Here is a 19,707-nt window from a genome sequence, read left to right on the forward strand (position 1 = left end):
TCCCTGGCCTCACATCCGGAAGACGCCGAAGCCGCCGCGAGCGCCTTCGACCGGGGCGGTGTGGATCGCGGACAGGCACATCCCGAGGACGGTCCTGGTGTCGCGCGGGTCGATGACCCCGTCGTCGTACAGCCGGCCGGACAGGAACATGGGCAGCGACTCGGACTCGATCTGCTGCTCCACCATGGCCCGCAGCCCTGCGTCGGCCTCGTCGTCGTACGGCCGCCCCTTCGCGGCGGCGGAGGCGCGGGCGACGATCGAGAGCACCCCGGCGAGCTGCTGCGGCCCCATGACGGCGGACTTGCTGCTGGGCCAGGAGAACAGGAACCGGGGGTCGTAGGCGCGCCCGCACATGCCGTAGTGCCCGGCCCCGTACGAGGCGCCCATCAGCACGGACAGATGCGGGACCTTCGAGTTGGCGACCGCGTTGATCATCATCGCGCCGTGCTTGACGATGCCGCCCTGCTCGTACTCCTTTCCGACCATGTAGCCGGTGGTGTTGTGCAGGAACAGCAGCGGGATGTCCCGCTGGTTGGCGAGCTGGATGAACTGGGCGGCCTTCTGCGACTCCTCGCTGAACAGCACGCCCCGGGCGTTGGCGAGGATGCCGACCGGGTATCCGTGGAGAGCGGCCCATCCGGTCACCAGGCTGGTCCCGTACAGCGGTTTGAACGCGTCGAAGTCCGAGCCGTCGACGATGCGGGCGATGACCTCGTGCGGGTCGAAGGGCACCTTCAGGTCGCCGGGCACGATGCCGATCAGCTCGTCCTCGTCGTACTTCGGCGGCTCGGCCGGGCCCGGGTCGGGGTGCGCCTTGCGCCAGTCGAGGCGGGCGACGATGCGGCGGGCGCGGCGCAGCGCGTCGTGCTCGTCGACGGCGAAGTGGTCGGCGAGGCCGGAGACGCGGGCGTGCATCTCGGCGCCGCCGAGCGACTCGTCGTCGCTCTCCTCGCCGGTCGCCATCTTGACCAGGGGCGGGCCGCCGAGGAACACCTTGGACCGTTCCTTGATCATGACGGTGTGGTCGGACATGCCGGGGACGTACGCGCCGCCGGCGGTCGAGTTGCCGAAGACCACGGCCACGGTGGGGATGCCGGCCGCCGACAGCCGGGTGAGGTCGCGGAACAGCGCCCCGCCCGGGATGAAGATCTCCTTCTGGGAGGGCAGGTCGGCCCCGCCCGACTCGACGAGGCTCACGCAGGGCAGCCGGTTGGCGAAGGCGATCTCGTTGGCCCGCAGCGCCTTCTTCAGCGTCCACGGGTTGGAGGCGCCGCCGCGCACGGTCGGGTCGTTGGCGGTGATCAGGCACTCGACGCCCGCCACCACGCCGATGCCGGTGACGAGGGAGGCGCCGACCGTGTAGTCGCTGCCCCAGGCGGCGAGCGGCGACAGCTCCAGGAAGGGGGTGTCCGGGTCGACCAGCAGCTCGATCCGCTCGCGCGCCGTCGACTTGCCGCGTTTCCGGTGGCGTTCGACGTACTTCTCGCCACCGCCCGCCCGCGCCCTGGCGTGTTCGGCGGAGAGTTCGTCGAGCTTGGCGAGCATCGCCGCCCGGTTGGCCTCGTATTCGGGGCTCGTGGGGTCGAGCCCGGTGCGCAGGACGGTCATACGGTCACCTCCGGTGCGTGGACGGCCTCCAGCAGCGGTACGGGTACGGGAAGACGGCGGGACCGCAGCCACTCCCCCACCGCCTTGGCCTGCGGGTCGAACCGGCGCCGCGCGGCGACGCCCTCGCCGAGCAGCCCGCGCACGACGAAGTTCAGCGCGCGCAGGTTGGGCAGGATGTGTCGCGTGACGCCCAACTCGGCGCATTCCGGGAGGAGTTCCTTGAACCTCTCCACGGTCAGCTCGTGCGCCAGCCATCGCCAGGCGTCCTCGTCCCGCACCCAGACGCCGATGTTGGCGTCGCCTCCCTTGTCCCCGCTGCGGGCCCCCGCGATCCGGCCCAGCGGGGCGACGCGGGTGGGGCCGGGCGGCAACGGCTCGGGCAGCGGGGGCGGTTCGACGTCGCGGAGGGGCCGCGTACGCGCGGGAGGGTCCTGGCGCTCGCGCCGGCCGTCGGGGAGGACGGCGAGGTGCGGGACCTCGCCGGCCGGTACGTACCGGGCCTCGAACACGCCGTACGGACTGCCCTTCCCGGGCGGCGTGGTGACGTGGAAGCCGGGATAACTGGCCAGCGCGAGCTCGACCGCGGCCCCGGAGACGGCGCGCCCGACGGCCTCCGGGTCCGGGTCGCGGACGACGAGCCGGAGCAGGGCGCTCGCGGTCTCCTCGGTGGCGGCGTCGGGCCGGTCGGTGCGCGCCAACTCCCAGCGCACCTCGGCCGGTTCGCCGCCGGAACGGGTCAGCGCGTCCGCGAACTGCTCCCGCACCAGCCGCGCCTTGGCCTCGATGTCGAGCCCGGTGAGCACGAAGACGACCTCGTTGCGCCAGCCGCCGAGGCGGTTGAGCCCGACCTTGAGGGTGGGCGGCGGTGCCTCGCCCCGCACCCCGGATATTCGCACCCGGTCGGGCCCGTCCTGCGCGAGCCGTACGGTGTCGAGCCGGGCGGTGACGTCCGGCCCGGCGTACCGGGCGCCGCCGGTCTCGTAGAGGAGCTGCGCGGTGACGGTGCCGAGGTCGACGACGCCGCCGGTGCCGTCGTGCTTGGTGATGACGGAGGCGCCGTCGGCGTGGATCTCGGCGACGGGGAAGCCGGGGCGGCGGATGTCGTGGTCGCGGAAGAAGGCGTAGTTCCCGCCGGTGGCCTGGGCCCCGCACTCCAGCACGTGTCCGGCGACGACGGCCCCGGCGAGCGCGTCGAGGTCGTCCGGCCCCCAGCCGAAGTGGGCGGCGGCGGGGCCGGTGACGAGCGCGGCGTCGGTGACCCGGCCGGTGACGACGACATCGGCCCCGGCCCGCAGACAGGCGGCGATCCCGGCGCCGCCGAGGTAGGCGTTGGCGGTGAGGCATCCCTCGGGGACGGGCAGGCTGTCGCCCTCCACATGGGCGACCCGCGCCGGAACACCGGCCCTCTCCGCCAACTCCCTTACCTGCTGGGCCAGTCCGGCCGGATTGAGTCCCCCGGCGTTGGCGACGATCTTCACCCCGCGCTCATGGGCGAGCCCGAGGCCCTCTTCGAGCTGGCGGAGGAAGGTGGTGGCGTATCCGCGCGCGGGGTCCTTGAGCCGGCCGCGGGCCGGGATGAGCATGGTCAGCTCGGCCAGATAGTCGCCGGTGAGGACGTCGAGCGGGCCGCCGGTGAGCATCTCGCGCAGGGCGTCGAAGCGGTCGCCGTAGAACCCGGAGGCGTTGCCGATCCGGAGCGGCGCGGTCATGGCCGCTCCTCTCGGGGCGCGGGGGCGGCGCCGGGGGCTTGAGGGCGGGGCGCGCGGCCCGCGTCGGACTTCGCGGGGCCGTCCGGGCGGGGTGCGCGGCCCGCGTCGGTCACGAGGCCGTCGGGGCGGGGTGCGGAACCGTTGCCGGGGCCTTCGGAGCGGGGAGCGCGGCCGGCGTCGGCGGCGGCGGCGGACGTCTCGGACCGGGGAGCGCGTCCGGCTCCCGGAGGTCCGGCGAACGCCTGGGCGATGTCGAGCCAGCGGTCCGCGTCGGGACCGGTGGCCCGGACGGCGAGGTCGTCGCGGTGGGCGCGCTGGGTGACCAGCAGGCAGAAGTCGAGGAGCGGCCCGGTGACGCGCTGAGCGGCGCCCTCGGGCCCGTAGGCGATCAATTCGCCGCCCGGGGCTTCGAGTTCGACCCGGAACTCCTCCCCCGGCGCCTCGATCCCCCGTACCAGATACGCGTAGTCCCGGGCCCGCACGCCGATCCGGGCCACATGCCGCAGCCGGGCGGTCGGGACCCTGGTCACGCCGAGCGCGTCGGCGATGTCCTGGCCGTGCGCCCAGGTCTCCATGAGCCGGGCGGTCGCCATGGTCGCCACGCTCATGGGCGGCCCGTACCAGGGAATCCGGGTCCCGGCCGGCGCCGTACGCAGCATCCGCTGCACCCGTTCCCGGCCGTCCCGCCACCGTGCGAGCAGCACCTCCGGGACGGCCCCGGCCGTGCCCGCCCCGGCCCCGGCCGCCCCAGCCGTGCTCGTCTCCGCCGCGGTCGCAGCGGCTGCGTTCGCCTCGGCCACGATCGCCCGCGCGGCCACGTCCACGAAGGTGTCGGGCGCCTCCAGGGCCTTCGCCGTCTCGGCCGCGAAGGCGTCGGGGTCGGTCGCGGCGAGCAGTGCGACGCCGTCGGTCCAGGTGAGATGGGCGATCTGGTGGGCGATGCTCCAGCCGGGCGCGGGCGTCGGGGCGGACCATTGTTCGGGACTCAACTCCCGTACCAGCTGATCGAGTTCGGCGCTCTCGTCACGCAAATCGTCGATCACGGCCGTGACATCGGACACGGTGCGCTCCCCTCGGGGCGTGGCGGTGTGCCCAGGAGCATGACAGCGCGGCGATAAACAAGCAAGCATGCTTGCATGCTTTTCCGCCGAGCCCGCCCGACGGTCGTGGCGGCCGGCCCCGGGAGCCCGCGCCGACGCCTGGGCGGGCGGGCGGACGGCTCCTTGGAGGCTCAGCGTTCCGCCGCGGCCCGCTCCAGCGCCTTGTGGGTGAAAGAGCCCTCGTCCGCGGTCAGGACCACGAGTTCGAGCATGTGGGCGCCGGGGACGACGTAGGCGGCGTAGTCCAGGTCGAGCCGGCCGGCCCGGGGGTGGCGGAAGCCATGGCTTCCGGTGGCCGGGCCGCGTACGTCGTGTTCTTCCCATATCGCGGCGAACCGGCTGCTGTGCGCGGTCAGATCGGCCACGAGCCGGCTGCCGCGCTCGTTGTGCGGATCGGCGGCCACCGCGTGGCGCAGGCGGTGCACGTTGCCGCGTGCCGTCTTCTCCCAGTCCGTGAGGAGCTGCGGTGCGCGGGGGTCGCAGAAGACGAACCAGGCGAAGTTCCTGTGCTGGGGCGGAAGTTCGGCGTAGTCGAAGAGCAGCCAGGATTCGGCGTCGTTCCAGGCCAGGATGTCGCGCATGGGGGTGACCACGTGTGCCGGCCACAGGGTCAGCGAGTCGAGCAGCCGCAGAGTCGCTTCCGGCACGTCCGGGACCGTGGCGGCGGGCGGGCCCGCCTGGTGGGTCGGGCCGCCGGCGGCGAGGTGGTGGAGGTGCCGGTGGGCGTCGTCGTCGAGTCGCAGGGCGTCGGCGAGGGCGTCCAGGACGTCGGGCGAGGGGTGGCGCTGACGGCCCTGTTCGAGCCGGGTGTAGTACTCGGGGCTGATGCCGGCCAGGGCGGCGACCTCGGCTCTGCGCAGTCCGTTCAGCCGGCGGGTGCTGGTCCGGGGCAGGCCGACGGCTTCCGGGGTCAGCCGGGCCCGGCGCGTGCGCAGGAAGTGGGCCAGTTCGGGAAGTGCCGCGGACGGTGTCATGCACCGAGTATCGGCCCTCCGCCGGGGGTGTCCCCGACGGGGCCACCCCCGGCGGTGCCTGCCCGCGGCGGTGTCTCGTCGCGGTGCGCGCCCCGGCTCAGACTGGCTGCCAACGGTGCCGCACGACGCGGGCGGCCCCGGTCGCCGACGGGCCGGATCCGCCGCGTCGGCACGTCCGCGCGTCTCTCTTCCTCGGAGCCCGCACATGCCCGCACATCCCGGCGAACCGCCCTTGCCCGCTTCGTCCTCGCCGGTGTCCGGCGATCCGTCCGTGCGCACGCGTCCCGGGGCGCCGGAGCCCGGTGGTCCAGCGCCCGTCCGGTACGCGCCCCTGGCGGCGCTGAGCGCGGCCGCGGGCCTGGACGCCGGCGGGGTCGCCGTGCTCAACAGCGCTCTGCCCTCGATGGGCGCGCGGTTCGGTACCTCGGCGCAGAACCTGTCCTGGGCGGTGACCGGCTACGCGCTCGCGTTCGCGGGTCTGCTGCTGTGCGGCGGGGCCATGGCGGACCGACTGCGGCGTCGGCGGGTGCTCGTCGGGGGCCTGGCGATGGTGGCGGCGGGTGCCGTGCTCGCGTTCACGGCACCCGTGTTCCGGATGGTCGTGGTGGGACGTGTGCTGCAGGGGGCGGGGGCGGCGATCACCATGCCGGCGGCCACGGCCCTGCTGACCTCGGTGTATCCCAGCGGGCCGGCGCGCTCGCGCGCCCTGGGAGTGTTCTCCGCCGCGCAGGCGGGCTGCTACGGAGCCGGTCTGGTGCTCGGGGGCGTGGTCACCAGTGCATTCGGCTGGCGTTGGGTGTTCGCTCTGCAGGCCCTGGCGGCGGCGGTCACCGCTGTCGCCGCGGTGCGGTGGCTGCCGCCGGGCGCGCGACGCCGCCGGGGCCCTCTGGACCTGACGGGGGCCGGCGCACTGGTGGCGGCGATCACTCTGACCGTCTTCAGCGCCGACCTGGCCTCCCGCCCCGGGGGCGGCCTGCTCGCGGGGGCGACGGCGGCGGCCGCCGCGACCGGCGGATGCCTGTGGTGGCGCCGCGGCCGTGCCCGCGGCGGGGACGCGGTCCTGCTGGACGGGGACCTGCTGCGCTTGCGCGGTGTACGCACCGCGGCGTCGGTGGCCGTCGCCTTCTACTTCTGCGTCACCGGCTCCCTGTTCCTGCTGCCGCTCTACCTCCAGCAGGTGCGCGGGATGTCCGCGGCCTCCTCGGGTCTCGCGGTCCTTCCCGTCAGCCTGGCCGTCGCCGCTGCCGCGCTGTTCTCCGGACGCCTGATGAAAACCCGCGGACCACGCCCGCTCCTGGCGTCGGGCATCCTCCTCACAGCCGGCGGCGTGCTGATGTGGTGCGCGGCCGGGGCGCACAGCCCCTACGGGGGACCGGTCCTGGCCGGCCTGGTCGTCACCGGCGTCGGGCAGGGCCTGGCCTTCCCCGCCATCACCGCCACCGGCCTGCGCGACGTGCCGGGCCGGGCCCACGGCACCGCCTCGGCCGTCACGGCCACCGCCCTTCAGATCGGCAGCGGCGTGGGCCCCACCGTCCTGGCCGACATCGCCCAGTCCGTCGGCGCGTCGGGACACGGGGGCCTGTCACTGCCGGGCCACCACCTCGCCTACGCCGCGGCGGCCGGGCTCCTGCTCCTCATCGGCCTCCCCACCACCGCCCGTCTCACGAAGCGGTGCGGCTGACATTGCCGTACCAGGGGCTTCAGCCGCCCTGGGCAACCGGGGCGGTCATCCGCGGTCTCGCGGGCCCCCGGTCACGGGTCACCCGGTCGCGGGCTCCCACCACCCGCCCACGGTGGAACCGGGCGCAGGGCCGGAGGCGCACGCGCTCGAAACCGTCCGCCGCGCGGACGGCGGCGGCTCTCGGCGGCGGCTCTCGGCGGCGGCTCTCGGCGGCCGGCGGACCGGTCCGCCGTCAGCGCCCGGGGATCCGCCACTCCCGCCGGGGAATTCCGCCCCCGATGACGTCCCAGCAGCCGTCGGCCCATGTCTCGGCCACCATCACCGGCCGGCTCAGCGGGCCGACGCCGGTCCGCTGGACCCGCAGCACCAGCCCGTGCCGTGTCGAGCAGGGATCGGCGCACATCGAATACCTCGCCCCCGCTTCCCGGGCGGCGAGGCGGTCCGTGAACCACGCCTCCAGGGGCGACGGGGCCCGGCCCACCAGCCGGGTCCCCTCCCAGATCGCCTGCGGGCCGCGCAGCGCGTCGAGGGCGATGCCCGCCAGACCGGCCGAGCGGCTGAAGTACGCGGTGACCGCAGCTCCGTAGAACCCCACGTGGGGGCGGTGCCGGAGCCAGAATTCCGTCCACTCCTCGTCTCCCGCACGGCGGCGCGTGGCGTCGGCTTCGAGGACCCCGTCCACGGCGGCCCGCGCCTGGTCCGGCGTCATGCCGAACCGCAGCGGGCCGACGCCCTCCAGCGGCGTGTACGACCACACGAGGCGCTGTTCCTCGTCCAAGGGCGTCCCGACGTCCGCCACCACGTCCCCTCCACCTCCGGTCCGACCGGCCTCCGCTCGCACGAGGGCGTCCCCGCCCCGGCCGCCGGAGGAGACGCCCTCAGGCGAGGGCGTGGTTCCTCTCGGGTCCCCGGGGTCGTGTCTGGCTGCGGACCGCGCCCATGCTCGCGCCGATGACCAGGGCGATGGCCAGGGCGTCCGTCGCGGTGAGGGCCTGGCCGAGGACGAGGAAGCCGGCCGTGGCCGCTATCGCCGGTTCCAGGCTCATCAGGATCGCGAAGGTGGGGGCGGGCAGGCGGCGCAGCGCCATGAGTTCGAGGGTGTACGGCAGTACGGAGCTCAGCACCGCCACCAGCGCGCCCAGCCCCAGCGTGGACGGGACCAGCAGCTTGGAGCCCGACTCCAGGATGCCGAGGGGCAGGGTGAGCACGGCGGCGACCGTCATGGCCAGGGCCAGGCCGTCGGCCTGCGGGAAGCGTCGGCCGGTGCGGGCGCTGAAGACGATGTACGCCGCCCACATGACGCCCGCGCCCAGGGCGTACGCGGCGCCCACCGGGTCGAGGCTGTCGAAGCCCTCGCCGAACTCCCGGCCCGGATCGAGCAGCGGGGCCGCCATCCCGCTCAGCAGGACCACGCCGCCCAGGGCGAGCCCCGCCCACACCACGCTGATCAGGCGGCGGGACACGATCACGGAGAGGGCGAGCGGGCCCAGCACCTCCAGGGTGACGGCCGCGCCCAGCGGGATGCGGTCGGCGGCCTGGTAGAAGAGCGTGTTCATGCCGCACATGACCGTGCCGAAGGCGAGGACGGTGCCCCAGTCGGCGCGGGAGTATCCGCGCAGGCCGGGCCGGCAGACGAGCAGCATGACGAGTGCGGCGGCCCCCAGGCGCAGGGTGACCACGCCGAGCGCCCCGGCCCGGGGCATCAGCAGCACCGCGACCGAGGCGCCGAACTGGACGGACAGGCCGCCCGCGATCACCAGGGCGACCGGGGCCAGGGCCGCCGCCCGGCCCTGCCCCCGGGTCCGGGCGGGGCCCGGCGCCGGGCCGGCCGCCGTCTTCTCCGGTACGGCGAGGCCCGCCGCCCGCTCCGTCGCCGCCACTGGCGCCCCGCGCCGGTCGTTCACGTCCACGTACACACGTCCACTTGGGTTGTTCCTGTCGTTCCTGTCGTTCCCCGCCGGTCCGGGCCCCGGTCCCGGCCCCGGCGCCGGAGTCGGAGCCGTGGCCCGGTGCGTCCGGGCAGGGAACCCGGACCTGGAGTCGCGGGACCCCTGATGTCCGGGTGCTCGGAGCCCGCTGACCGCGGTGCGGAGCGCACCGCGTCGGCCGTGCGGGGGCGCCGCGTGCGAGCCCCCGTGCGGCGACGCCGTGTCGGACCGCGGGATACCTCCCTCTTACGGTAGGTATCTCCGCGTGCCCTGTGAAATGCCGGGTGGGCTCCGGTTATGCTCCCCGCGCATGAGCCCTGCACCGACCGGCGGCCCCGAGGTCCCCGGAGATCCCGATCGCCCCGGTGGCCCCGACGGCCCCCGCATCGGGAACGGGCCGGACCGCGGCCGGGACCGCGGCGTGGAGATCCGTCATCTGCGCGCCTTCCTCGCCGTCGCGGACGCGGGCAACGTCACCCGGGCCGCCGCCCGGCTCCGCCTCACCCAGCCCGCGGTCTCCCGGACGCTCGCCGCCCTGGAACGGAGCCTCGGGGTCCGGCTCGTCGACCGGTCCACCCATCATCTGGTCCTCACCGCCGAGGGCGTCGCGTTCCGGGACCGGGCGGCGGCCGCGGTCGCCGCGTTCGACGAGGCGCTCGGCCCGGGCGGGCCCAGCCGGCGGCCGCTGCGGGTCGGACACGCCTGGTCCGCGTTCGGCCCGTACACCACACCGCTGCTCCGCCTCTGGCAGGAACGCCACCCGCGCACCCCGCTGGAGCTGCTGCGGATCGACGACCGCACCGCCGGGCTCACCCGGGGCGACGTCGACGCGGCGCTGCTGCGGGGGCCGGTGACGGTGCCGGGGCTCGTCACCGAGGTGCTGTTCGAGGAGCCCCGGGTGGCGGCGGTGGCGGCGGACGGGCCGCTCGCCGCCCGCGCCGCGCTGCGGCTCGCCGACCTCGCGGACGGCACGGTCGTCCTCAACACCGTCTCCGGCACCACCGACCTCGAACTGTGGCCGCCGGACGCGCGGCCCGCCGCGACCCGTACGGTCGCCAACACCGACGACTGGCTGACCGCCATCGCGGCGGGGCGGGGCGCCGGGGTCTCCGCCGCCTCCACCGCCGAGATGCACCCGCACTCCGGGGTCGCCTACCGCCCGCTCGTCGACGCCCCGCCGCTCCCCGTCGTACTCGCCCGGCGCGACGCCCCCGGCCACCCCGCGCTGGCGGACCTCCTCGCGCTGGCCCACGAGATCGTGCGGAGCCGCCCGCCGCACGGAACGCCCTGATCCGTGCCGGGCTTCATGCCCCGTGACCGGTTCCGGACGCCATGGTCCGTGGCTCGTACCGGACACCGTGGCCCCGTTCGTCCGTGCCGGGCCGGTGATCCCGTGCCGGGCCCGGTGATCCCGTGCCGGGCGCCGCACAGCCCGTGCCGGACCCGGCGGCGGGCGTCCGGCGTCCTCACCCCTCCGGCGGCTCCCCTTGCGGCCCCTCCCCCGGCAGCCCCTCCGACGGCTCCCCCTGCGGCCTCTCCGGCGGCTCTCCCGGCAGTTGCCCCGGCGGCGTCTCCGGCAGGCCCTCCGCCAGCACCTCCGCCAGGTGCCGGGCCCGGAACCCGCCCAGCTGGGCGAGCTGGGTACGGCAGGAGAAGCCGTCCGCCAGGATCGCCGCGCCGGGTGCGGCGGCCCGTACCGAGGGGAGCAATCGCTCCTCCGCGCACGCCGTCGAGACCTCCTCATGCCCCTTCTCGAAGCCGAAGTTGCCCGCCAGACCGCAGCATCCCCCGCTCAGCTCCCCGCGCAGGCCGGCGCGTTCGCGCAGGCGGCGTTCCGCCGCGTCGCCGAGGACCGCGTGCTGGTGGCAGTGGGTCTGGCCGACGGCCGGGCGGTCCAGGCGGGGCGGCCGCCAGTGCGGGGCCAACTCCTCCAGGTACTGCGCCAACGTCCTGACGGAGGCGGCGAGTTCGGCGGCACGGGGGTCGCCGGGGAGGAGTTCGGGCAGGTCGGTGCGGAGGGTGGCGGCGCAGCTCGGTTCGAGGACGACGATCGGGTCGCCGAGGACCGGGGCGATCCGGTCCAGGGTCCGGCGCATCACCGTGCGAGCCCGGTCGAGCCGGCCGGTGGAGACGTAGGTGAGGCCGCAGCACAGCCCGGGGCCGGGCGTCAGCACGGTGCGGCCGGCGGACTCCAGGACGCGGACCGCCGCCCGGCCCACCTCGGGCGCGAGGTGTTCGGTGAAGGTGTCCGGCCACAGGAGGGCCACCTGGTCGTTGGAGAGGATCATCGTGCCCCTGCCCGTGCCGGTGCCCGTGGCTGTGCCCGTTCCCCTGCCCCTGCCCGCGCCCCTGCCCGTTCCCGCGCCCCTGACCCGGCCCCTGCCCCCGCCCGCGCGCGTGTCCCAGCGCCGCCGCAGCCACCGGCTGAACGGTTCGCGCGCGAGGACCGGGAGCTCGCGCTCCGGCGCGATCCCGGCGAGCCGCTTGGCCAGGGCGGCGAGCGGGCGCACCCGGGCCAGGGCGTTCAGCGGGCCCGCGAAGGGGGCGGCCAGGCGCAGCCACCGGGGCAGCCCGCCCATCGTGTAGTGGGCGGCCGGGCGCGGGCGTCGCCGGTAGTGGTGGTGGAGGAACTCCGCCTTGTACGCGGCCATGTCGACGCCCACCGGGCAGTCGGTGCGGCAGCCCTTGCAGGCGAGGCAGAGGTCGAGCGCGTCCCGTACCTCCGTCGAGCGCCAGCCGTCGGTGATCACCTCGCCCGCGAGCATCTCGTGCAGCAGCCGGGCCCGGCCCCGGGTGGAGTGGGCCTCCTCGCCGGTCGCCCGGAACGACGGGCACATCACGTCCGCGCCCGAGGGCTCGGCGGTACGGCACTTGGCGACGCCCACGCACCGCCGTACCGCCGCGGTGAAGTCGCCGCCGTCGTGCGGGTAGCCGAACGCGACGTCCACCGGGCGGCGCGGCAGCACGTCGAAGCGGAGGTTCTCGTCGAGCCGGGCGGGGCGGGCGAGGACGCCCGGGTTCATGCCGCCGTCCGGATCCCAGACGTCCTTGTACCTGGCGAAGAGGGCGACGAGTTCGTCCCCGTACATACGCGGGAGCAGTTCGGCACGGGCCATGCCGTCGCCGTGCTCGCCGCTCAGCGATCCGCCGTGCGCGACGACCAGATCCGCGAGGTCGGAGGAGAAGCGGCGGAAGCGGGCCACGCCCCGGGGGTCCAGCAGGTCGAAGTCGATGCGGACATGGACGCAGCCCTCGCCGAAGTGCCCGTACGGGGCCCCGCGCAGCCCGTGTTCGGCGAGCAGGGCGCGGAACGCGCGCAGATACGGGCCGAGCCGGTCCGGCGGCACCGCGCAGTCCTCCCAGCCGGGCCATGCCTCGGTGCCGTCGGGCAGCCGGGTGGCGGTGCCGGCGGCGTCCTCCCGGACGCGCCACAGGGCCCGCTGCCCGGCCGGGTCGGTGACGACCGTGCCGTCCAGCGGGTCGCCGGCGCGCAGGATCCGTTCGGCGTGCGCCCGCGCCTCGGCCGGGGTGGCGCCGCCGGTCTCGACGAACAGCCAGGCGCCGCCGCGCGGCAGCCCGGCCGCCCGACGGCCGCCGTCGGCGGTTCCGCGCACGAGATCGGCGGCCATGCCCTCCACGGTCAGCGGCGCGTACGGAAGCAGCCCGGGGGCCGCCTCGGCGGCCGCGGACTCGTCGGCGTAGCCGAGCACGGCGAGCGCGCGGGCCGCCGGCGCCTCGACGAGCCGTACGGTCGCCTCCGTCACCACGCCGAGCGTGCCCTCGCCGCCGCAGAGGGCGCGGGCGAGGTCGGTGCCGCGCTCGGGCAGCAGGGCGTCCAGGGCGTAGCCGGAGATGCGGCGCGGGAGCGGCGGGAACCCGGTGCGCAGCAGGGCGAGGTGGGCGTCGACGAGCGCGCGGAGCCCGTCCGGGAGTACGGCGTCGCGGCCGCGGCCCGCCCGGATCGTGCCGCCGCCGTAGCGGGCCACGGTCAGGGTGTCCACGTTGTCGGCGGTGGTGCCCCAGGCGACCGAGTGGGCGCCGCAGGCGTTGTTGCCGATCATGCCGCCGAGGGTGCAGCGGCTGTGCGTGGAGGGGTCGGGACCGAAGGTCAGGCCGTGCGGGGCCGCGGCGGCGCGCAGGTCGTCCAGGACCACGCCGGGCTGGACGACGGCGCTGCGGGAGGCGGGGTCCAGCGCGGTGATCCGCCGCAGGTGGCGGGTGAGGTCGAGCACGACGCCGGCGCCGGTGGCCTGCCCTGCGGTGGAGGTGCCGCCGCCGCGCGGGACCACGGGCACGGCGTGCGCGCGGCAGACGGCGAGCGCGGCGGCCACGTCGTCGGCGTCGCGCGGGGCGACGACGCCCAGCGGCACGCGGCGGTAGTTGGAGGCGTCCATCGTCGTCAACGCCCGCGCGGTGGGCGAGAAGTCGACCTCGCCGCGGACCTCGGCGCGCAGCGCCCGGGCGAGTTCGGCGCGTTCGGTCGGATTCTGGTGTGCGGCCATCGGCCCAGGATGCCGCCGCCCGGCCGCCGACGCCCCCGGGCCCCGCGCGTTTCCCGCGAATGCCTCAATACGCGGGAACGCCGGGGAACGCTCAAGAATGGCCTGGAATACGCAGGAATAGGGCGGGATGGGCAGGGACAGGCCGGATACGTAGTCACATACGTAACAGAGAACGCCAGAAGATCTTCCCAAAGAGAGCGTCAATTCTCATATAGTGACCACGACTTGCCGGGGAATTATCAACTCCAGTTGTCGCATTCCTCGCTGCCGCCCCGAGCCGTCCCGATAAGACCCATTCATCCCCCAGGCGCCGACCGGCCGCCGCTCCCGCCCGCCCCGTAGCCCCGACCGCCACCGCTCCGCCCGACCACCGCCGCCGCCACCCGCCCCGTCGCGCCGCCCGTTCCGCCCGTTCCGCCCGCCCCGTCCGCCCCAAGGACTCCACTTGAGCCCCTCATCCCGGCCGACCGCACTGGCCCTGCTGACCTCACTGGCCGTCACCGGTTCCCTGTGCCTGTGGGCGGTCGTCGCCGCCCCCGTATCGGTGCGGGCCCCGCTGGCCTGGGGCGCGGGCGCCGCCGCCGTGCTGCTGTCCGCCGCCGTGGCCGCCGCCGTCCACGCCCGCGCCAACGCCGACCGGCTGCGTGCCCGGCTCGCGTCGGAGACCCAGCGGTTCACCGGCGAGATCAGCCGACTGGTGTCCGCCTCCGCCGCCGACGGCCAGCGGTTCACCGCCGAGACCGCCCGCATCAAGGGCGCCGCCGACGCCGAGACCGCCCGGATCGCCGCGCGGGCCGCGGCCGACGTGGAGCGGCTGAGCGGCGAGGTCGAGCAGCTCACCGCCCGCGCGGCCCGCAGCGAGAGCGAGCGGTCCGCCGCCATCGCCGCCTGCGCCAACGCCGCCGGCCGGATGCAGGCCCTGGCCACCAGCATGCTCGCCGACCTGCGCGAGATGGAGCACCGGCACTCCGGCGAGGACGTCCTCGGCGACCTGCTCCACCTGGACCACCGCACCGCCCAGGCGGGCCGCCTCGCCGACTCCATCGCCGTGCTGACCGGCGCCCGTTCCGGACGGCGCTGGGCCAAGCCGATCGTGATGGAGTCGATCCTGCGCGGCGCCATGGGCCGGATCAGCGGCTACCAGCGGGTGCGTCTGCACTCGACGAGCGATGTCGCGGTCGCCGGCCACGCGGCCGAGGGCGTCATGCACGCGCTCGCGGAACTCCTCGACAACGCCGCGAACTTCTCGCCGCCCACGGCCGAGGTCCATGTGTACGTCGAGGAGGTGCCGGCCGGCATCGTCGTCACCGTCGAGGACAGCGGCCTGGTCATGAGCGATGTGCAGCTGCGCCGCGCCGAGCGCGCGGTGTCCGCCGCCGACCAGGACCTGACGGGGCTCTCCGGCACCCGGCTCGGCCTCGCCGTCGTCGGCCGGCTGGCCCGCAAGCACGGCCTGACCGTGTCGTTCCGGCCGTCCGCGCGCGGCGGCACGGGCGCGCTGCTGATGCTCCCGCAGGAGATCCTCACCCGGATCCCGGCCTCGAACGCCCCGCGGCCCGCCGTCCCCGCGCAGGCCCCGGCCCCGGCCCCGAACGCCCCCCGGCCCGCCGCCCCCGCCGCCTCCGGCCCGGCCCCGGCCGCCTCCGGCCCGTCGTCCGCACGGCCCGCATGGGCCACGGGCGCCGAGAGCACCGAGAACGCCGAGAGCGCGGCGTTCCGGCCGGCCGCCCCGGCGGCCCCCGAACCGGAGCCCTCGCACGGCACGGCCGCCGAGGCCGCCCCCGCCGAGGCCCGGCACCCGCGGCCCGCCCCGGCCGCGCCGGCCGGCCACCCGCCCGCCGCCGTGCCCCCGGCCGCCCCCGCCGCCCCGGACTCCGCCGCCTCCGACACCACCGGCGGCCTGCCCCGGTTCGGCGAGAGCGGGCTCCCCCGGCGGCCCCGCGGCCGTACCCTCGCCGCCGCCGAGGCCCGCATGGCCGAGGCCCGCGACAGGGCCGAGAACTCCGACGGCGCCGGCGAGTCCCGGCCCCGTGCAGCCGACCCCAAGGAACAGGCAGCCCGCTTCAGCAGCTTCCGCCGGGCTGTCCGGCCCAGTCCCCCGCACCCGGAAGAAGGCAACACCCGATGACCGCGACCACCGACGAGAAGCTCAACTGGCTGCTGGAGGGGCTCCTGGAGCGCACCCCCGGCGCCCGCCACGCCCTCGTCCTGTCCAGGGACGGCCTCAAGCTGTGCCGCACCCCCGAGCTGACCGTCGACCAGGCCGACCAGCTGGCCGCGATCTCCGCCGGCATCCAGAGCCTCTCGCACGGCGCGTCCGTCGAGTTCGGCGACGGCACCGGCGGCGTGCGGTCCGCCATGACCGAGTTCTACGGCGGTGTGCTGTTCATCGTCGAGGCCGGGGCCGGCGCCCATCTGGCGGTCGTCGCCTCCGACGAGGCCGACGTCGGTCTGGTCGGGCACAACATGAGCGAACTCGTCGAGCAGCTCGGCGAGCACCTCAGCGCCCCGCCGCGCTCGGCCGCCGGGGCGACGGGGTCCGCCTCCGCCGCGAACGCGAACGTATGAGCCGCCCCCGTCCCGGCCGGGACGACGCCCCCGACCGGCTGTACACCCTCACCGGGGGCCGCAGCCGGTCCGACTCGGACGCGTTCGACCTGGTGACCCTGGTGGTCTCCGAGTGCGAGCCGACCCCCGGCATGCAGTCGGAGCACGCGACGATCCTGCGGATGTGCACCCTGCCCACCGCCGTCGTGGAGATCGCCGCGGGTCTCGGACTGCCCGTCGGCATCGTCCGCATCCTGCTGTCCGATCTGCTGGCCACCGGCCGGATCAGCGCCCGCCACCCGCGCACCGCCCGGGTCGCGGACCGGCTCCCCGACCCCGACATCCTGGAACAGGTGCTCGTTGGACTCCGCAATCTCTGACCGTCCCGCCCTCAGGGCGACGGCCGACAACGGACTGAAGATCGCCATCGTCGGCGGCTTCGGGGTGGGCAAGACCACCATGGTCCGCTCCGTCAGCGAGATCCGCCCGCTGAACACCGAAGAGACCATGACCAGCGCGGGCGAGGCCGTCGACCACCTCGACGGCGTCCAGTCGAAGACGGCCACCACCGTCGCCTTCGACTTCGGCCGGATCACGCTCGACGAACGCTCGGTGCTGTACCTCTTCGGCGCCCCCGGGCAGGAGCGCTTCTGGTTCCTGTGGGACCGGCTGTTCGCGGGCTCGCTGGGCGCCGTCGTCCTCGTCGACACCCGCCGACTCGCCGACTCCTGGTACGCGATCGACCGCCTGGAGCACCACGGCGCCCCGTTCATCGTGGCCTGCAACGACTTCGGCGGCCCGGTCCACACCGAGCGGCAGATCCGGGAGGCGCTGGCCCTCTCGGACGACGTGCCGCTGGTGGAGTGCGACGCCCGGGACCGCTCGTCCAGCAAGTACGTGCTGATCACGCTGGTCGAGTATCTGCACACCCTGTCGCGGCGCCGGCTGGCCGCCGCGTCCGCCGACCCGTCCGCCACCCCTCCGGGGACCGCCCCGGAGAAGACCCCGGAGCCCACGTCGTGACCCAGCCCCCGGCGCCGCCCGCCGGCTGCCCCGCGTCCGAGGGCCGGGTGCCGCTCTCCGGCCCCCGGTTCCAGACCGAACCGACCCGGCTGTACCGGGAGATGCGCCGCGACCACGGGGCGGTGGCGCCCGTCGTCCTGGACGGCGACGTGCCCGCCTGGCTGGTGCTCGGCTACCGCGAACTGCACCAGGTCACCGGCGACCCGGTGCTGTTCAGCCGCGACTCCGACCTGTGGAACCAGTGGCACCGCATCCCGGACGACTGGCCGCTGCTGCCGATGATCGGCCGCAAGCAGCCGTCGATCCTCTACACGGTCGGCCCCCGGCACACCGAGCGCGCCGCGATGATCAGCAACGCGCTGGAGGGCGTCGACCCGTTCGCCCTGAAGCGGTACGCGGAGGAGTTCGCCGACGCCCTCGTCGACCGGTTCTGCTCCACCGGCGGCACCGATGTCATCGCCGACTACGCGATGCTGCTCCCGGCGCTCGTCCTGGCGAAGATCTACGGCTTCTCCGACGCCGTCGGCGCGGCGCTGGTCGGCTCGCTCAACGACATGATCGACGGCCGGGAACGGGCCCTGGCCGGGCAGCGGCACCTGGCCACGTCCATGTTCCAGCTGCTGGCCGACAAGCACGCCGTCCCCGGCGACGACGTCGCGACCCGGATGCTGGCCGACCGGGGCGGCTTCACCGACGAGGAGGTCGCCCAGGACCTCATGGTGATGATGGCCGCGGGACACCAGCCGACCGCCGACTGGATCGGCAACTCGCTGCGGCTGATGCTCACCGACGACCGCTTCGCCGCCTCCCTCTCGGGCGGCCGGCACAGCGTCGCCGAGGCCATGAACGAGGTGCTCTGGGAGGACACCCCGACCCAGAACGTCGCCGGCCGCTGGGCCTCGCGCGACACCCGCCTCGGCGGACGCCACATCCAGGCCGGCGACATGCTGCTGCTGGGCATCGCCGCCGCCAACTACGACCCGCAGGTCCGCACCGACGGCTCCGCGCTGACCGGCGGCAACAACGCGTTCCTCTCCTTCGGCCACGGCGAGCACCGCTGCCCGTTCACCGCCCAGGAGACCGCCGAGGTCATCGCCCGCACCGGCATCGAGGTGCTGCTGGACCGGCTCCCGGACATCGACCTCGCGTGCTCCGCCGAACAGCTCACCCGCCGCCCGTCCCCCTGGCTGCGGGGCCTGACGGCCCTGCCCGTGGTCTTCACCCCCACCCCCGCCATCGGCTCCGCCACCGGCGCCGCCCTCGCATCCGCCATCGGACCAGTCAACGGACCAGTCAACGGAGGCCCCAGATGACCCGGATCGTGCTCGACCCCCTCGTCACCGACCTCGACGGCGAGTCCGCCCGGCTGCGCGCGGCCGGGCCGCTCGCCGAGGTGGAACTGCCGGGCGGAGTGCCCTGCTACGCCGTGACCCACCACGCCGAGGCCCGCCGGCTGCTCACCGACGGCCGCCTCGTGAAGGACATCGACGTCTGGGGCGCCTGGCAGCGGGGCGAGATACCCGTGGACTGGCCGCTGATCGGCCTCGCCAACCCCGGCCGCTCCATGCTCACCGTCGACGGCGACGACCACCGCCGGCTGCGCACCCTGGTCGCCCAGGCCCTGACCGTGAAGCGGGTGGAACGGCTGCGCCCCCGCGTCGAGGCCCTGACCGCGGCGGGCCTGGACCGGCTGGCCGCGCTCGCCGAGGGCGGCCGGCCGGTCGACCTGAAGGCGGAGTTCGCCTACCCGCTGCCCATGAACGTGATCAGCGAGCTGATGGGCGTCGACAGCGCCGACCACCCCCGGCTGAAGGAACTGTTCGAGCAGTTCTTCTCGACCCAGACCCCGCCCGAGGAGGTCCCGCGGATGATGGCGGACCTCGGCGCGCTCTTCACGAAGATCGTCGACGGCAAGCGGGAGAACCCGGGCGACGACCTCACCAGCGCCCTGATCGCCGCGTCCGAGGACGGCGACCGCCTCACCGGCGAGGAGATCGTCAACACCCTCCAGCTGATCATCGCGGCCGGTCACGAGACCACGATCAGCCTGATCGTCAACGCGGTCGCCGCCCTCCAGACCCACCCCGGGCAGCGCGCCCGGGTGCTGAGCGGCGAGGTGCCGTGGGAGAACGTGATCGAGGAGACCCTGCGCTGGTCGACGCCCACGTCCCACGTCCTGTTCCGGTTCGCCGCCGAGGACGTCGAGGTGGGCGACCGGATCCTGCCGAAGGGCGAGGCGCTGATCGTCTCCTTCGGCGCGCTCGGCCGCGACGAGGGACAGCACGGCCCGACGGCCGGCGAGTTCGACGTCACCCGCACCCCCAACCGCCACATCGCGTTCGGCCACGGCCCGCACGTCTGCCCGGGCGCGGCGCTCTCCCGGCTGGAGGCGGGGGTGGCGCTGCCCGCCCTGTACGAGCGGTTCCCGGACCTGGAACTGGCCGTCCCGGCGTCCGAGCTGCGCAACAAGCCGGTCGTCACCCAGAACGACCTGTACGAGCTCCCGGTGCGACTGGGCTGACGCCCGCACGGGCAGGCCCGGAGTGACACAGATCCCGCGCCCCCCTCCCCGTACCCGCCGCCCCGGGCCGCGCCGCGCGCGGCCCCCGCACACGGCAGCCGTACCCGGCGGCCC

At 75.4% G+C, this 19,707-nt stretch carries 15 protein-coding genes; 8 read left to right on the plus strand and 7 right to left on the minus strand.

Features of this window, described 5'->3' with window-relative positions; all coding sequences use genetic code 11:
* Positions 1-9: 9 nt before the first annotated feature.
* The 4 genes from WA762_RS06915 to WA762_RS06930 form a co-directional block, all read right to left on the minus strand.
* Positions 10-1,608, minus strand: coding sequence for an acyl-CoA carboxylase subunit beta (locus WA762_RS06915; protein WP_335933785.1), 1,599 nt, complete (start codon positions 1,606-1,608; stop codon positions 10-12).
* Positions 1,605-3,317, minus strand: coding sequence for an acyclic terpene utilization AtuA family protein (locus WA762_RS06920; RefSeq protein WP_335933788.1), 1,713 nt, complete (start codon positions 3,315-3,317; stop codon positions 1,605-1,607). Before WA762_RS06920 ends, WA762_RS06915 begins: the two co-directional genes overlap by 4 nt.
* Positions 3,314-4,378 carry a TIGR03084 family metal-binding protein gene (locus tag WA762_RS06925; protein ID WP_335933789.1) on the minus strand — a complete coding sequence of 355 codons (1,065 nt, stop codon included), beginning with the start codon at positions 4,376-4,378 and terminating at the stop codon, positions 3,314-3,316. Before WA762_RS06925 ends, WA762_RS06920 begins: the two co-directional genes overlap by 4 nt.
* A 170-nt stretch (positions 4,379-4,548) precedes the next feature.
* Positions 4,549-5,391, minus strand: coding sequence for a helix-turn-helix transcriptional regulator (locus tag WA762_RS06930; protein ID WP_335933790.1), 843 nt, complete (start codon positions 5,389-5,391; stop codon positions 4,549-4,551).
* Between the two features lie 271 nt (positions 5,392-5,662).
* Here WA762_RS06930 and WA762_RS06935 point away from each other — a divergent pair, with 271 nt between their 5' ends.
* Entirely contained in the window at positions 5,663-7,072 is a 1,410-nt protein-coding gene (locus WA762_RS06935) for an MFS transporter (RefSeq protein WP_335933792.1), read from the plus strand.
* Positions 7,073-7,304: 232 nt separating this feature from the next.
* Here WA762_RS06935 and WA762_RS06940 read toward each other — a convergent pair whose 3' ends face one another.
* On the minus strand, positions 7,305-7,874 hold the full coding sequence (locus WA762_RS06940; protein ID WP_335933794.1) for a hypothetical protein: 570 nt from the start codon (positions 7,872-7,874) through the stop codon (positions 7,305-7,307).
* Between the two features lie 76 nt (positions 7,875-7,950).
* A complete protein-coding gene (locus WA762_RS06945; RefSeq protein WP_335933893.1) occupies positions 7,951-8,976 on the minus strand; it encodes an EamA family transporter in 1,026 nt (341 codons plus the stop codon).
* Between the two features lie 334 nt (positions 8,977-9,310).
* On the opposite strand from WA762_RS06945, the gene WA762_RS06950 reads away from it, so the two are divergent.
* Positions 9,311-10,291: a LysR family transcriptional regulator gene (locus WA762_RS06950; protein WP_443080537.1), complete on the plus strand. Its 981-nt coding sequence runs from the start codon at positions 9,311-9,313 to the stop codon at positions 10,289-10,291.
* A 175-nt stretch (positions 10,292-10,466) separates the two neighbouring features.
* On the opposite strand, the gene WA762_RS06955 is transcribed toward WA762_RS06950, so the two are convergent.
* Positions 10,467-13,502, minus strand: coding sequence for an FAD-binding and (Fe-S)-binding domain-containing protein (locus WA762_RS06955; protein ID WP_335933795.1), 3,036 nt, complete (start codon positions 13,500-13,502; stop codon positions 10,467-10,469).
* A gap of 445 nt (positions 13,503-13,947) precedes the next feature.
* On the opposite strand from WA762_RS06955, the gene WA762_RS06960 reads away from it, so the two are divergent.
* The 6 genes from WA762_RS06960 to WA762_RS06985 are packed head-to-tail and all read left to right on the plus strand — an operon-like array spanning position 13,948 to position 19,593.
* Positions 13,948-15,630, plus strand: a complete 1,683-nt coding sequence (locus WA762_RS06960) for an ATP-binding protein (RefSeq protein ID WP_335933797.1) — start codon at positions 13,948-13,950, stop codon at positions 15,628-15,630.
* Complete coding sequence (locus tag WA762_RS06965) at positions 15,627-16,070, plus strand: roadblock/LC7 domain-containing protein (RefSeq protein ID WP_335933798.1); 444 nt, start codon at positions 15,627-15,629, stop codon at positions 16,068-16,070. Before WA762_RS06960 ends, WA762_RS06965 begins: the two co-directional genes overlap by 4 nt.
* Positions 16,067-16,429 (plus strand): DUF742 domain-containing protein, encoded by a 363-nt coding sequence (locus WA762_RS06970; RefSeq protein WP_335933799.1) that lies wholly within the window; start codon positions 16,067-16,069, stop codon positions 16,427-16,429. The genes WA762_RS06965 and WA762_RS06970 overlap by 4 nt, the downstream gene beginning before the upstream one ends.
* Positions 16,410-17,072, plus strand: coding sequence for a GTP-binding protein (locus tag WA762_RS06975; protein WP_335933800.1), 663 nt, complete (start codon positions 16,410-16,412; stop codon positions 17,070-17,072). The genes WA762_RS06970 and WA762_RS06975 overlap by 20 nt, the downstream gene beginning before the upstream one ends.
* Positions 17,069-18,385, plus strand: a complete 1,317-nt coding sequence (locus WA762_RS06980; RefSeq protein WP_335933802.1) for a cytochrome P450 — start codon at positions 17,069-17,071, stop codon at positions 18,383-18,385. The genes WA762_RS06975 and WA762_RS06980 overlap by 4 nt, the downstream gene beginning before the upstream one ends.
* Entirely contained in the window at positions 18,382-19,593 is a 1,212-nt protein-coding gene (locus tag WA762_RS06985; RefSeq protein ID WP_335933804.1) for a cytochrome P450 family protein, read from the plus strand. Before WA762_RS06980 ends, WA762_RS06985 begins: the two co-directional genes overlap by 4 nt.
* Positions 19,594-19,707: the final 114 nt, after the last annotated feature.

It is taken from the genome of Streptomyces tyrfis (assembly GCF_037034285.1).
Lineage (GTDB): Bacteria > Actinomycetota > Actinomycetes > Streptomycetales > Streptomycetaceae > Streptomyces.

Coding starts and splice junctions, on each gene's coding strand:
- WA762_RS06965 (WP_335933798.1), top strand. CDS start 15,627: ATGACCGCGACCACCGACGAGAAGCTCAACTGGCTGCTGGAGGGGCTC.
- WA762_RS06955 (WP_335933795.1), bottom strand. CDS start 13,502: ATGGCCGCACACCAGAATCCGACCGAACGCGCCGAACTCGCCCGGGCG.
- WA762_RS06985 (WP_335933804.1), top strand. CDS start 18,382: ATGACCCGGATCGTGCTCGACCCCCTCGTCACCGACCTCGACGGCGAG.
- WA762_RS06930 (WP_335933790.1), bottom strand. CDS start 5,391: ATGACACCGTCCGCGGCACTTCCCGAACTGGCCCACTTCCTGCGCACG.
- WA762_RS06920 (WP_335933788.1), bottom strand. CDS start 3,317: ATGACCGCGCCGCTCCGGATCGGCAACGCCTCCGGGTTCTACGGCGAC.
- WA762_RS06950 (WP_443080537.1), top strand. CDS start 9,311: ATGAGCCCTGCACCGACCGGCGGCCCCGAGGTCCCCGGAGATCCCGAT.
- WA762_RS06915 (WP_335933785.1), bottom strand. CDS start 1,608: ATGACCGTCCTGCGCACCGGGCTCGACCCCACGAGCCCCGAATACGAG.
- WA762_RS06970 (WP_335933799.1), top strand. CDS start 16,067: ATGAGCCGCCCCCGTCCCGGCCGGGACGACGCCCCCGACCGGCTGTAC.